Here is a 12857-nt window from a genome sequence, read left to right as displayed (position 1 = left end):
GCCGCCCGCCCGTCAGGCCGCCGCCTGCCGCGACTGGCGCAGCACGGCCGCGAACTGGGCTAGGTAGAAGATTCCGGCGATCCAGTACAGCACGATGCCCCACCAGGCCAGGGCCCAGCCGCTCGCGTACGCGATGTCGTGGAGCGCGCCGGTGGGCACCGCCCAGGCCAGCAGCAGGATCGGGAAGCCCATCAGCAGGATGAAGGTGGCGGTCTTGCCCAGGTAGTGCACCGGCAGCGGGCCGTAGCCCAGGCGCCGCAGCACCGGGAAGGTGAGCACCAGCAGCACGTCGCGGGCCAGCAGCGCCACCGTGAACTGCCACGGCACGATGTCGCGCAGGGTGAAGGCGAGCAGCGTGGCCAGGATGTAGAGCCGGTCGGCGAACGGGTCCAGCAGCTCACCGAGGCGGCTGACCTGCCCGAGTCGCCGGGCCAGGTAGCCGTCGATCCAGTCGGTGGTGCCGCCCAGGGCCAGCACGACCACGGCCCAGCCGATCCGGTCGGCGACGAGGAAGAGATACAGGAACAGCGGCACGCCCAGCAGGCGGGCGAAGCTGATCAGATTGGGGACGGTGAAGACGCGGTCGCGCGCCACCGCGCCGTCAGGCCGGCTCGTCTCCAGCGGCTGCGTCACAGCGCATGCCCCCCTCCGCCAGCCACAAAAGGGACAGCCGGCGCGGGCCGGCTGTATTCACTCGAATCGCCGGACATGATCGGCGAATCACGACCCCCAGTTCTACCACGGGAACGGGATTCGCCTCCGCCCCGCCCGGCTGCGGTAGGGCACCCGCACGCTCGCGGGGTGCGCGAAGGTGCCCTACCTCACTCCTGCCTCAGAGCGGGGTGCAGGTCACCGCCGGTGGGCCGTTGATGCCGCTCCACGACGCCAGGAACCCGGCCGAGGCGGTCGCGCCCGGCGCCAGCGTGCCGTTCCAGGCCACGTTGGTGACCGTCGCCGTCGCACCGGACTGGCTGAACGTCCCGTTCCAGCCCTGGGTGATCACCTGGCCGTTCGGGAAGACCAGCTTCACGATCCAGCCGGTCAGCGTCACCGTGCCGGTGTTCTTGACCGTGATGTCCCCCTGGAACCCGTTGTTCCACTGGTTGGTCACCGTGAACGTCGCCGAGCAGCTCTTGGTGGCGGGAGGCGGCGAACTCGCCCGCGTCGGGCTGGGCGACAGCGACAGATTGATGGAGGGTGTCGGACTGGGCGACCGGGAAGGGCTGGGCGAGGCCGACGCGCTGGGCGACGGCGTCGTGCCGCCGATGGCCGCGGCCAGGGCCGGGTACCACCGGTCGGACATCTTCTGGTCGCCGGCGGCGTTGGGGTGCACGCCGTCGCCGGTGTCGGTGGCGGTGTTGAAGCCGGTCCACTGGTCGACGACGGTGATCGGCGACTGGGCGGTGGTCTTGCCCGCCGCCCAGGCCGGGATGGCGTTGTTGAGGTCGATGGTGCGCTGGGCACACTCGGGGCAGCTCGGCGGATTCACCGGGATGATCTTGGCGACCAGCACCTTCATGTTCGGGTTGCCGGCCCGCATCTGGTCCACCAGCTTGCTGTACGCCGCCAGGATCACCGAGGGCGCCCGGTTGCTCCACACGTCGTTGGTGCCGAAGTGCATGACCACGATGTCGGGCAGGGTCGCCGCCAGCCACGGCACCAGCTGGTTCTGGTCGGCGACGTTGGTGACCAGGTAGCCCCCGTGCCCCTCGTTGTCACCGTCGTACGCCACGCCGCAGCCCTGCGGGCCGAGGGTGCCGACGAAGTCGATGTTGGTGTAGCCGGCCGACTGCAGCCGGTTCCACAGCAGGGCCCGCCAGCAGCCGGGCGAACCGGTGATGGAGTCCCCCAGCGGCATGATCCGCACGGCCGCCGCGGCGGCCGGGGTGGACGGGGACAGGACCAGCAGCGCGGTCGCCGAGGCGACCGTGGTGAGCAGCGCGATGAGCGCCGCCCTGAGTTTGGGCCAGGACATGGATGTCCTTCCAGGACAGGCGAGCCGCCCGCCGCCCACGCGGATCCGGCCTCGCCGGAGATACGGGTAGCACGGCCGCCCCGCGACGCCACGTCGGACACGTCGGTCGCATGGGGGCACCGGGCCCCGGCGGACCCGGCTCCCAGGGTCGGCGACAGCGGCCGGGATCGATGCTAGTGCCTGCCGCGTCCAGAAGCGACAGTAGACCGCCAGACGCGCCCAGCCGCCGCCCGCCGGTCAACGGTCAAGAAGGGCACCTGCTACCTCGGAAAGCGATAAGTCAAGAAGGGCACCTGCTACCTCGGAAGCGATAAGAAGGGGCCCTTCCTTGCCTCACTGGGGGGAGACGGAGCTGATGAGCAGGACGAACAGCAGCGTCACGGCGACGATTCCCACGCAGGCGGCGATCAGCACCAGGTTGTGGCGCTGCGAGCGGCCCTCGGCGGGAGGCTGCGCCCAGCGCGGCGCCTCCTGCTCCGGGGCGAAGAAGTGCGGCGTGGCGAAGTCCGGCGTGGCCAGGTACGGCGGGAGGTAGGCGGTGGTGAAACCGGGCGCCGACGACGTCTCGGGGCCGTCGTAGGCGGGGGTGAGGTGGTCCCAACTGGCCGCCCCGGCGGTGTTCTCCGGGGGCCACGCCGTCTCGGCCGCCCAGGCCCGCTCGTGCGGCAACGGCTCGCGGGCGGGCGCCGTGGTGGCGTACTCGGGCTGGCGGGGCATCCAGGCGTGGCCCGCGTGCGCGCCCACCGGCTGCGCCTCCACCAGCGGCGCGTCGGGCAGCAGCGGGTCGTCCTCGGGCGCGGACCAGCCGTCGTCGGGGCGCGGCACCGGCGGCGGCACCATCTCCCCGCCGCAGGCGTGCTTGAGGTCGGCCTCGGTGCCGGCGGCCGTGGCCAGCAGCGCGTGCACCGGATCGTCGGAGCCCAGCAGCGCGGCGTATCGGCGGGCCTCGGACAGCAGCTCGTGGGCGTCGTCGAAGCGGCCGCAGTCGCGCCACATCGCGGCCAGCCGCGCCTGCATCCGGATCGCGACCGGGTGCACCTTGCCGTGACGGCGCTGGTATTCGGCGATCACGTTGGCCAGGCGCAGCCGCGCCGACAGGCAGTCGCCGACGGCGTGCTCGACCGTGGCCAGGTCGGCCTTGGCGGCCAGCACCCGGTCGGAGTCAGGGCCTTCCAGCTCGGCGTAGGCGGCGATGAGGTCCTGGTAGCGCTGGGCGGCGCGGGTGTGTCTGCCGACGCGGGTCAGCACCGCCGCGAGCAGCCCCAGGGCGTGCAGGGTGCGCCGGTCGCGGTCGCCGTAGAGGCCGCGGTGGGCGGTGAAGCCGTATGCCGCCCAGCCGCGCGCCGCGTACGGCTCGTTCAGCCCGAGCAGCACCCCGGTCTGCAGCACCACCGCCTCGGCCACGTACGGCCCGGCCGCCATCGGGTCGGGCGGCATGGTGGTCAGCGCCTCGGTCAGCAGCTCGTGCGCGGCCGACAGCGCGCCCGACGCGATCCGCTCGCGGGCCCGCGCCAGCACAGACTCCCCCACCGGCATCCCCACACCCCCTCCAGCTACGGCCACGGTACGCGCTCGCCCAGTCGCCCGACAGGGTCGGACAGCCGACGCCCGCCCGAACAACGGCCTAACCGCAACGGGTGTCGGGAATGGAGCTCCTGGCGAGCGGCCCGCCCGACACCAGTCGGCTGTCTAGGATCACCGCCATGGAATACGACCCCGTGGCCCACCGCTGGCTCGGTGACCCCGACCGCGTCGCCGTCCTGCTGCCGGGTGGCGGCTACACCCCGGCCATGCCGCTGCTGTACTACGCCACCACGGTGCTGGTCGCCCAGGGCTGGACGGTGCAGGAAGTGTGGTGGCAGCCGCCCGCGAACCGGCACTCGATCGACCGCGCCACCTGGGTGAACGCGCAGACGGAGCCGGTGCTGGCCGCCGAGACCGCACCACGGCTGCTGCTCGTCGGCAAGTCGCTCGGCTCCTTCGCCGCGCCGATCGCCGCCGCCCGTGGGCTGCCCGCGATCTGGCTGACCCCGATCCTGTCCCACCCGGAGATCGCCGCCGCGCTGGCCGCCGCGACCGCCCCGGCCCTGCTGGTCGGCGGCGGCGCAGACCCGAGCTGGGACCCCGCCGTCGCGGCCGGGCTGGACGCCGCCCAGCTGGTGCTGCCCGGCGCGGACCACGCGCTGGAGCACCCGGACGACCCGGTCGCCTCGGCGCGGAACCTGACCCACGTCACCGCGCGGATGGACGAGTTCCTGAGGACGCTGTGAAGGCGTCGCGGCTGGTGTCGCTGCTGCTCACGCTCCAGCAGCGGCGCTCGGCGACCGCCGCCGAGCTGGCCGCCCTGTTCGAGGTGTCCGAACGCACCGTCTACCGCGACGTGGCCGCGCTGCAGGCCGCCGGGGTGCCGCTGTGGACCGAGCCCGGACGCGGCGGCGGCATCCGGCTGCTGGCAGGCTGGCGCACCCGCCTGGACGGGCTGACCGGCGCCGAGGCGGCCGCGCTGCTGGCCGGGGCGGCCCCGCAGGCGCTGGCCGAACTGGGCCTGGGCTCGGTGCTGCTGGCCGCGCAGGCCAAGCTGATCGCCACCATGCCCGACACGCTGCGCGAACGCGCCCGCACCATCGCCGAGCGGTTCCACCTGGACGCCCCGGGCTGGTTCCGCCGCGCCGAGGACGTGCCCCACCTGGCCACGATCGCCGACGCGGTATGGAACCAGCAGCGAGTCACCGTCCGCTACCGCCGCAACGACACCACCATCCGCCGGGTGCTGGAACCCTACGGCCTCGTCCTCAAGGCCGGGGTCTGGTACGTCGTGGCACACGTGCGCGGCGGGTCTTCGAGTCGACCCGACGGTGGACCGGACGAGCCGCGCACCTACCGGCTGGCGCGGATCACCGCCGCGGAGCCGACCGGCGAGACGTTTCCCCGGCCCGACGGATTCGTGCTGGCCCGGTGGTGGACCGGAGCCGCGGCGGCGTTCGACCGTACCCTCATCCGCGAGACGGTCCTGCTCAAGCTCAGCCCGGCGGGCCTGCGCGACCTGCCCGGCGTCACCGACCCGGCCGCGGCCGGCGAGGCGGTCGTGCACGTCGGCCCGCCCGACGACACCGGCTGGTGCGAGGTGAGGCTGGCCGTGGAGTCGGTCAAGGTCGCCGCGCACCAGCTGCTCGGGCTCGGCCCCGAGGTGGAGGTGCTGGCCCCGGTGGAGCTGCGGGTGACGCTGGCCGGGCTCGGTGCCGCCATCGCCGCCCGCAACGCCCCAGCGCCCGCTCAGCGGTAACCGGTCGGGTCGCCGGTCATCTCCTGGCCGTCGCCGTGGTCGGCGAAGTAGCGCCAGATGTCGGGGACCGACCCGTCCAGATCGGTCAGGCCGTACTCGCGGGCCAGGTCCGTGGCCGACAGTGACTGCCCGCTGAACCGCGCCGCGTCCGCGTCGGCGGCCAGCGCCGCCACACCCCGCCCCAGGAAGTGCGGCGTCTCCGACAGTACGAAGTGCGCCGCCTGCGCGATCCCGTCCCGCCAGTTGTCCTCGGTGACGCCGAAGTGGTCCAGCATCGCCTCCGAGCGCAGGAAACCCGGCGTGACCACCACCGCCGCCGCGCCGTGCGGGCGCAGCTCCTCGGCCTGCGCCTTGGCGATCCGGGACACCGACACCTTGGTCAGGTCGTAGAAGAACGAGCCCCGGTACTTCGCGTTGTACGCGTCGGTGCCGTCGGTGACCTCGACGACCAGGCCACCCGGCCGACGGATCAGCAGCGGCAGCGCGGCGTGGCTGGTGACGATGTGCGTCTCCAGCCCGAGACGCAGCTGCCGCAGGCCGCCGTCGAGGGGCTGCTCCCACAGCGGCTTGCCCCACTCGGTCATGTGGTCGCCGCCCCAGATGTCGTTGACGAGCACGTCGAGGCGGCCCTGTTCGGCGTCGATCCGGGCGACCAGGGCTGCCACCTGGGCCGGGTCGAGGTGGTCGACCTGGGCCGCGATGCCGGTGCCGCCCGCCGCGCGCACCAGCTCCGCGGTGTCCTCGATGGTCTCGGGGCGGTTCATCTCGGAGCGCTGGGCTCGGGTGGTGCGGCCGGTGGCGTAGACGGTGGCCCCGAGGCGGCCCAGTTCGACCGCGATCGCCCGGCCTGCCCCCCGGGTCGCCCCGGCGACGAGGGCCACCTTGCCGTGAAGTCTCTGCTGCATGAGGACCATGCTGACGGCATACCTGGACAGATTCCGTCAGGTTTTCCAGGAACTTCTGTCGCGCCCAGGCCGCCCTCCCCACGAATTTCTTCGTAATAGGCAAACGTCTATGAGAAGCGCAACAGCGCAACGCGGAACGCGGGTGTTGGCGGGGCGTGGCGCACGGTGGTGAGCTAGCGTCTGGCTCATGCCTATTCGCACCGCATCAGCTCGTTGGCAGGGCAACCTCACCGAAGGGTCCGGCTCCATCGCGACCGGCAAGGGTGGACTGCAGGCCAACTACTCGTTCAAGTCGCGTTTCGAGGAGGGCGAGGGGACCAACCCGGAGGAGCTCATCGCCGCGGCCCACGCCGGCTGCTTCTCGATGGCCTTCTCCAAGCAGCTGTCCGACGCCGGCCACGTGCCGACGGCAGTGGTCACCAACGCCAACGTCCACCTGGACAAGACCGACGCGGGCATGACCGTCACCCGCATCGACCTGGAGACCACCGGCAACGTGCCCGGCATCGACGAGGCGGAGTTCCAGAAGCTGGCCGAGGCCGCCAAGGCGGGCTGCCCGATCTCCCGCCTGCTGTCGCCCGGCGCCGAGATCACGCTCAAGGCGACGCTGGCCGCCTGATCCACCGACCGGCCCGGTCCGGGGCTGCTGCGGGAGCCCCGGGCCGGGCCGGTTCGCGTCCTACGCCGGGCGCCGGGCGACAGTGAGCAGGTGCGAGCTGGCGCCCCACAGGTGCGGCTCGCCCTCGACCTGCCGCAGCAGGCGCAGCGCCTGCTCGGTACGGGCGGGGTCGGCCAGCACCTCGTCGAGCGCGGGCAACATCCACAGCGGACCCTCCACGGCCGCCGACCGTACGAAGTCGAGCCCCGCCTCGGCCGCCTCGCCCGGCGGCTCGTCGGGGCGGTGGAAGTAGGCGGTGGTGAACCAGTGCCGGTCGTCGCCGAGGTTGCGGTGCTCGCCGGTGGCCAGGGTGTGGTCCAGCATCCGGGCGAACACCTCGTGGGCCAGGTAACCGCGCACGTAGCCGTCCAGCAGCGAGGCGAAGCGGCTGATGGTGGCCGCGACCACCAGACCGCCGGGGCGTACCGCGCGGGCGGCCTCGCGCCAGGCCGCGATCCGGTCGCCCCGCGCCACCAGGTGGTACAGCGGACCGAACAGCAGCACCGCGTCGTACGCCGCGTCCGGCTCGGCCAGGGCGCGGGCGTCGCCGACGGCTGCGGTCACCCCGGGCAGCGCGGCGGCCGCGGCGACGTGCTCGGGCATCGGGTCGATCAGGTGCACCCGGTGGCCTTGGGCGGCCAGCGGTCCGGCGTACACACCGGTGGCGCCGCCGACGTCCAGGATCGCCAGCGGCGCGGCGGGCAGGGTGCGCTGGAGCAGGTCCCAGGTACGCAGGAACTCCCAGCGTCCGGCGCCCGCGTCCAGGCGGCGGGTCTCGCCGCCCTGGCGGTAGTAGTCCTCGATCTCGTTCTGCACGCACCCGATGCTCGGCGCGACCGGGCCGCGTGGCAACCGGTTTCAGGCGGCGAGCCGGGCCCGGAGCAGCTCGATGTCGGCGCGGTCCTTGTCCCGGCGGGCCAGTGCGGGGTTCCACTCGGGGTAGCGGAGTTTGAGTTCGATCTGCGCCTGCGGGCTGATGACGGGGCAGGTCAGGTCGCCGATACGGCCAAGTGGTCCGGCGAGCATCCCGGCGGGCCAGGGCGCCCCGGCGTACGGCCCGGACGGCACCACGGGTCGGCCGTCGGCGCCACGTCCGAGCAGCGCGAACCCCAGGTCGACCTCGTCGCGTAGGAAGTCGCGCTGCGCCGGGCTGTCGCCGTATTCCGTGAAGCCCAGGCCCGTGACGATCGCGCGCACGGCCTCGGCGTCGCTGTCCCAGCAGAACCAGTCGACGTCCAGATGCGGCCGCGTCACCTCGCCCAGGTAGAAGTCCATCGCCCACCCGCCACGCAGCCACACCGGCACCCCGGCCCCACCCGCCGCCGCCACGACCTCCCCGATGACCGCGAGCTGAACGTCACTTCGGAACGCCGCAGCGGCCGCCTGAGGCGGGGCGTCAGGCACGCTAGGCCGGGTCGAGGTAGGCGGCGGCGGCGCGGGCGGCGCGGGTGGGGTCGGCCGCGCGGATCGCCTCGACCAGGTCGCCGTGGTCGGTGTACCGCTCCTCGGTGAGCCGTCCGCCGAAGTGCTGGCTGAGGCTGGCCCGCATGGCGGTGCCGAAGGAGGCGTAGAGCTCGGCGAGCATCGCGTTGTGGGCGGCGGTGACGATCGCCATGTGCAGGTCGGCGTCGGCGGCGACGAACGCGGCCGCGTCGCCGTCGGCCCAGCACTGCTCGCGCCGGGCCAGCAGCTCGTCGAGCAGGTCCAGGTCGGCGGGGGTACGCCGCTGCGCCGCCAGCCGCGCCGCCTCCACCTCGAACGCGCGTCGGACCTCGACCGCCTCGGCCATCTCCGCGTCGACCAGGCGCCGTGCCACGACGCCGGTGAGCTCGTGGGTGGCGGTGACGTACGTGCCGGAGCCCTGGCGGCATTCGAGGACCCCGGCGTGCACCAGGGCCCGGACCGCCTCGCGGACGGTGTTGCGCCCGACGCCCAGCGCGGCGGCCAGGTCGGGTTCGGTGGGAATGCGGCTGCCCACGGGCCATTCACCCGAGCTGATCTGTGTGCGCAGCTGCTCGATCACCTGTGGCACCAGGGTCTGGCGCATCGGGGAGCGCAGTGTCATTGCTTACATCTCCAGCTCAGAATTCATCCCATGATTCTACGATCGGAGGTATGCCGCCGACAGCCGTGGAGGCCCTACCTACCGCCGTGCCGCAGATGATCGCACCTCGCGCCGCGCGGGTCACCACCCTGCCCGCCCGCGGCCGGGCCGCCCTGCTCGCGGGCGTGGGCATCGTGCTGGTCGCGCTGAACCTGCGCGCCGCCATCACCAGCCTCGGGGCGCTGCTCGACGAGGTGAGCGCCGGACTGCACCTGTCGGCCACCGCCGCGGGCGCCATCACCACCCTGCCCGCGCTGAGCTTCGCCGCGTTCGGGGCGCTCACCCCGCGCCTGGCCCGCCGCTTCTCCGCCGCGCAGCTGCTGGTCGGCTCGATGCTGCTGCTGGCGGTGGGACAGCTCATCCGGGTCGTCACGAACTCGGCCGCCGTGTTCCTGGTCAGCAGCGCGCTGGCGCTGGCGGGCATCGCGGTGGCGAACATCCTGCTGCCCGGACTGGTCAAGGAACACTTCCCGCACCGGGCCGGGCTGCTCACCGGCGTCTACTCGATGACCCTGATCCTGGGCAGCACCCTGGCCGCGGCGGTGTCGGTGCCGATCGCGCACGCGCTGGGCGGCTGGCGCGCCGGCATGGGCGTCTGGGCCCTGCTCGCCCTGGCCGCGGCGCTGCCCTGGCTGGCCACCCGCCGCCGGGCGGCCACCCGCGACACCGCTTCCGACGACGGCGAGCCGCTGCGGCCGGGGCGCACGCGCCTGGGTTGGGCGCTGGCGATCTACTTCGGCGCCCAGTCGCTCAGCGGATACGCCACCATGGGCTGGCTGGCCCAGATGTTCCGCGACGCGCGGTTCAGCCCGACCACTGCGGGCCTGCTGCTGGCGGCGGTGCCCGCGTTCGGGGTGCCGATGGCGCTGCTCATGCCGACCATCGCGGGCCGCCTGCGCAACCTGCGCGGCCTGGTGCTGCTGATGTCCACCGCGATGATCGCCTCGTACGTCGGCCTCGCCCTGGCCCCGCACACCGGCGCCCTGGCCTGGGTGGCCCTGCTGGCGATCGGGCAGAGCGCGTTCCCGCTGGCCCTGGCGATGATCGGGATGCGGGCGCGCACGCCGCAGGGCGTGGTGGCGCTGTCGGCGTTCGCGCAGAGCACCGGCTACCTGATCGCCGCCCTCGGTCCGCTGGTCGTCGGCGTGCTGTACGAGCTCACCGGCGGCTGGACCCTGCCGCTGGGCTTCCTGGTCGGCGCCGCCGTGGTGCAGGCCGTCGCCGGTCTGGCCGCCGCGCGGCCGCGCCACCTGGAGGACGAGGCCTGTAACCGCGCTCACATCTGGCACGAACTCGCGCCGCGGCGTGGTTCGGTCCATCCGTGACCCCCGCGACACCCGTGCCAAGCTCCCCGCCCAACCGCATCGCCCTGATCTTCGTACTGGGCAGCATGTCCGCCTTCGGCGCCCTGTCGTTCGACATGTACCTGCCCGCGTTCCCGCGCATCGCCGCCGACCTGCATGTCTCGGCCGCCGCCGTCCAGCTGACGCTCACCGTGGCGCTGATCGGGCTGGCCCTGGGCCAGCTGGTCAGCGGCCCACTGGCCGACCGCTGGGGCCGCCGCCGCCCGGCGCTGATCGGCGCGGTCGTCTTCACCGTCGCCAGTGCCCTGATCGCCCTCGCCCCGCACATCGGGCTGCTCACCGGCCTGCGCCTGGTGCAGGGCATCGCGGGCGGCATGGGCATCACCGTGGCCCGCGCCGTGGTGCGCGACCTGTTCCACGGCGCCGAGGCGTCGCGCTTCTTCTCCCGGCTCACCCTGGTCTTCGGGGTGGCGCCGGTGGTCGCCCCGACGATCGGCGCGGCGGTGCTGCGGTTCACCAGCTGGCGCGGCGTGTTCTGGCTGCTCGCCGCGTACGGGCTGAGCATGGTCGTGGTGGTGGTCCGCTGGCTGCCCGAGACGCTGCCGGTCGAGCGGCGGCGCACCGGCGGCCTGGTCGAGATCGGCCGGGGCGTGCGGGTGCTGACCGGCGACCGCCGCTTCCTGGGCTACGTCTTCGGCCAGGGGCTGGCCTTCGCGGGGCTGTTCGCGTACCTGTCCAGCGGCTCGTTCGTGCTGCAGGAGGGCTTCGGCATCTCCGCGGCGGGCTATGGACTGATCTTCGGCATGAACTCGCTCGGCCTGGTCCTGGTCGGGCAGCTCAACGCCCGGCTGGTCGGGCGGCACGCCCCGCGTACGCTGCTGTTCGCCGCGCTGGGCGTGATCCTGGTGGCCGCCGCCGTGATGCTGGGCGCGGCGGAGCTCCGCAGCGCGGCCGCAGTCGTGGCCTGCCTGTTCGCCTACATCGCGAGCCTGGGCATGCTCACCCCGAACGCGGTCGCGCTGGCGCTGGAGGACCACCCGCACATGGCGGGCACCGCCTCGGCGGTGATGGGCGCGATGCAGTCGGGCACCGGCGCGCTGGCCGGACCGATCATGGCGGCGCTCGGCGCGGCGGGCGGGGTGCCGATGGCGGTGACGATGCTCGGCTTCGCCTGCCTGTCGGCGGTCGCGCTGACCGTGCTCACCCGCCCCGGCTTGGCCGAAGCCGCCTGATCAAGAAAAGAAACCGCTTGATCATCAGGTACCGAGCAGGGAGCATGCAGCCGTGAGCACCATCGCGACCCTGCTGCGCGACCGCCGCTACCTGGCGTTCTGGGCCGGGCAGGTGACCAGTGTCATCGGCAACTCGATCGGACTGGTGGCCCTGCCCGCGCTGATCCTGCCCGCGCGGGGCCCGCAGGCGTTCGGGGTGATCCTGGCGGCCGAGGCGGCCGCGAGCGTGCTGCTGCTGCTCGCCGGGGGCGTCATCGCCGACCGGTACTCCCGCAGCCTGGTCATGGCCGTGTCGGACGTGGTCCGGGTCGTCGGTGTGCTCGGGTTGATCGCGTTCGGCGCGCGCGGCCCGCTGTGGCTGCCGATCGTGGCCGGGTGCCTGCTGGGCATCGGCGGCGCGCTGTACGAGCCCGCGCACCGCGCCGCCCTGCCGCAGCTGGTCGGCCCCGAGCTGCGCCAGCAGGCCAACGCGCTGGACTCGTCCACCAAGCGGATCGGCGCGGCCGTCGGCGCCCTGATCGGCGCCGGCCTGGTCACGCTGCTGAGCGCGCGCGGCGCGCTGGTGGTGGACGTGGCCACGTTCGCGGTCAGCCTGGCCACGCTGCTGTGGCTGAAGCTGCCCAGGGTGGCCGAGACCGAGGCGGGCAAGGGCATGGGCGCGATGCTGGGCGAGGCGCGCGACGGCATCCGTGAGGTGCGCCGCCGCCCCTGGGCGCTGGTGATCATGCTGCAGGGCACGGTGCAGGTGTTCTTCCTGTTCGCGCCGAACTACACGCTGGTGCCGATCGTGAGCCAGGAGCGCTTCGGCCCGGCCGCGTACGGGTGGCTGTCGGCGAGCGCCTCGGTGGGCATGGTGCTGGGTTCGGCGCTGGCCGGGCGCGTGCGCACCCGCCGGGCCGGGGTGTGGGCGATGAACGCGCTGCTGCCCTGCGCGCTGCTGCCGCTCTGCCTGGCGGTGCCGGTGCCGCTGTGGGCGTGGTGCGTGGCCGAGGTGCTGGCCTGGGCCGGGATCGGCGTGTTCGTGGTGCTGTGGTTCACCGCGCTGCAGACCGAGTTCCCGGCCGAGGTGCAGGGTCGGGTGTTCGCGCTGGAGTCGATCGGCAACTTCGCGCTGCAGCCGATCGCCATCGCGGTGGCGCCGCTGCTGGCACTGACCGTCGGCCTGCCCGTGTTCGCACTGGTGGCGGTGGTGGTGCTGCTGGCCACGACGTACGGCGTGTTCGCGGTGCGTGGGGTGGCCGCGCTGCGCTCGCCCGCGGACGACGGGGTGGACCTGGCCGCCGTCCGCTGACCGTCCGCATGACCGTCCGCATGATCGTCCGAATGATGTTGCCGCGACTTGACATTCTTGTGACATGCGCGAGAATGGGAGCGCTTCCATAACAGGTTGTCGATA

At 73.3% G+C, this 12857-nt stretch carries 13 protein-coding genes; 6 read left to right on the top strand and 7 right to left on the bottom strand.

The genetic code is table 11. The features are described from left to right. Positions 1-12: 12 nt before the first annotated feature. From clsA to KUA19_RS22870, 3 genes are all read right to left on the bottom strand, one after another. A complete protein-coding gene (gene clsA, locus KUA19_RS22880) occupies positions 13-633 on the bottom strand; it encodes a cardiolipin synthase ClsA (protein ID WP_217398779.1) in 621 nt (206 codons plus the stop codon). 199 nt (positions 634-832) lie between these two features. After that, positions 833-1975 (bottom strand): cellulose binding domain-containing protein, encoded by a 1143-nt coding sequence (locus KUA19_RS22875; protein WP_217398777.1) that lies wholly within the window; start codon positions 1973-1975, stop codon positions 833-835. A gap of 333 nt (positions 1976-2308) precedes the next feature. Beyond that, complete coding sequence (locus tag KUA19_RS22870; protein ID WP_217398775.1) at positions 2309-3511, bottom strand: tetratricopeptide repeat protein; 1203 nt, start codon at positions 3509-3511, stop codon at positions 2309-2311. A 167-nt stretch (positions 3512-3678) separates the two neighbouring features. Between KUA19_RS22870 and KUA19_RS22865 the strand changes: the two genes are divergently transcribed. Further along, on the top strand, positions 3679-4245 hold the full coding sequence (locus KUA19_RS22865; RefSeq protein ID WP_217398773.1) for an alpha/beta hydrolase: 567 nt from the start codon (positions 3679-3681) through the stop codon (positions 4243-4245). Then, positions 4242-5258 carry a helix-turn-helix transcriptional regulator gene (locus KUA19_RS22860; RefSeq protein ID WP_217398771.1) on the top strand — a complete coding sequence of 339 codons (1017 nt, stop codon included), beginning with the start codon at positions 4242-4244 and terminating at the stop codon, positions 5256-5258. Before KUA19_RS22865 ends, KUA19_RS22860 begins: the two co-directional genes overlap by 4 nt. Here the strand turns inward: KUA19_RS22860 and KUA19_RS22855 are convergent. Then, positions 5249-6163 carry an SDR family oxidoreductase gene (locus KUA19_RS22855; RefSeq protein WP_217398769.1) on the bottom strand — a complete coding sequence of 305 codons (915 nt, stop codon included), beginning with the start codon at positions 6161-6163 and terminating at the stop codon, positions 5249-5251. The genes KUA19_RS22860 and KUA19_RS22855 overlap by 10 nt on opposite strands. 187 nt (positions 6164-6350) lie before the next feature. Here KUA19_RS22855 and KUA19_RS22850 point away from each other — a divergent pair, with 187 nt between their 5' ends. Continuing rightward, positions 6351-6782, top strand: coding sequence for an OsmC family protein (locus KUA19_RS22850; protein WP_217398767.1), 432 nt, complete (start codon positions 6351-6353; stop codon positions 6780-6782). A gap of 60 nt (positions 6783-6842) precedes the next feature. Here the strand turns inward: KUA19_RS22850 and KUA19_RS22845 are convergent, their stop codons facing one another. From KUA19_RS22845 to KUA19_RS22835, 3 genes are read right to left on the bottom strand one after another with little or no spacing between them, the layout of a single operon-like run. Continuing rightward, a complete protein-coding gene (locus KUA19_RS22845) occupies positions 6843-7637 on the bottom strand; it encodes a class I SAM-dependent methyltransferase (protein WP_217398765.1) in 795 nt (264 codons plus the stop codon). 42 nt (positions 7638-7679) lie between these two features. Then, positions 7680-8225: a nucleotidyltransferase domain-containing protein gene (locus KUA19_RS22840; RefSeq protein WP_217398763.1), complete on the bottom strand. Its 546-nt coding sequence runs from the start codon at positions 8223-8225 to the stop codon at positions 7680-7682. 1 nt (position 8226) lies between these two features. After that, a complete protein-coding gene (locus tag KUA19_RS22835; RefSeq protein ID WP_217398761.1) occupies positions 8227-8886 on the bottom strand; it encodes a FadR/GntR family transcriptional regulator in 660 nt (219 codons plus the stop codon). A 95-nt stretch (positions 8887-8981) separates the two neighbouring features. Here KUA19_RS22835 and KUA19_RS22830 point away from each other — a divergent pair, with 95 nt between their 5' ends. The 3 genes from KUA19_RS22830 to KUA19_RS22820 are packed head-to-tail and all read left to right on the top strand — an operon-like array spanning position 8982 to position 12752. Next, positions 8982-10250 (top strand): CynX/NimT family MFS transporter, encoded by a 1269-nt coding sequence (locus KUA19_RS22830; RefSeq protein ID WP_254549951.1) that lies wholly within the window; start codon positions 8982-8984, stop codon positions 10248-10250. Further along, positions 10247-11461 carry a Bcr/CflA family multidrug efflux MFS transporter gene (locus KUA19_RS22825; protein WP_217398755.1) on the top strand — a complete coding sequence of 405 codons (1215 nt, stop codon included), beginning with the start codon at positions 10247-10249 and terminating at the stop codon, positions 11459-11461. The genes KUA19_RS22830 and KUA19_RS22825 overlap by 4 nt, the downstream gene beginning before the upstream one ends. 52 nt (positions 11462-11513) lie before the next feature. Further along, positions 11514-12752 (top strand): MFS transporter, encoded by a 1239-nt coding sequence (locus KUA19_RS22820; protein ID WP_217398753.1) that lies wholly within the window; start codon positions 11514-11516, stop codon positions 12750-12752. Positions 12753-12857: the final 105 nt, after the last annotated feature.

It is taken from the genome of Catellatospora tritici (assembly GCF_019083965.1).
GTDB lineage: Bacteria > Actinomycetota > Actinomycetes > Mycobacteriales > Micromonosporaceae > Catellatospora > Catellatospora tritici.
This window is presented reverse-complemented; position numbering and strand designations above follow the sequence as displayed.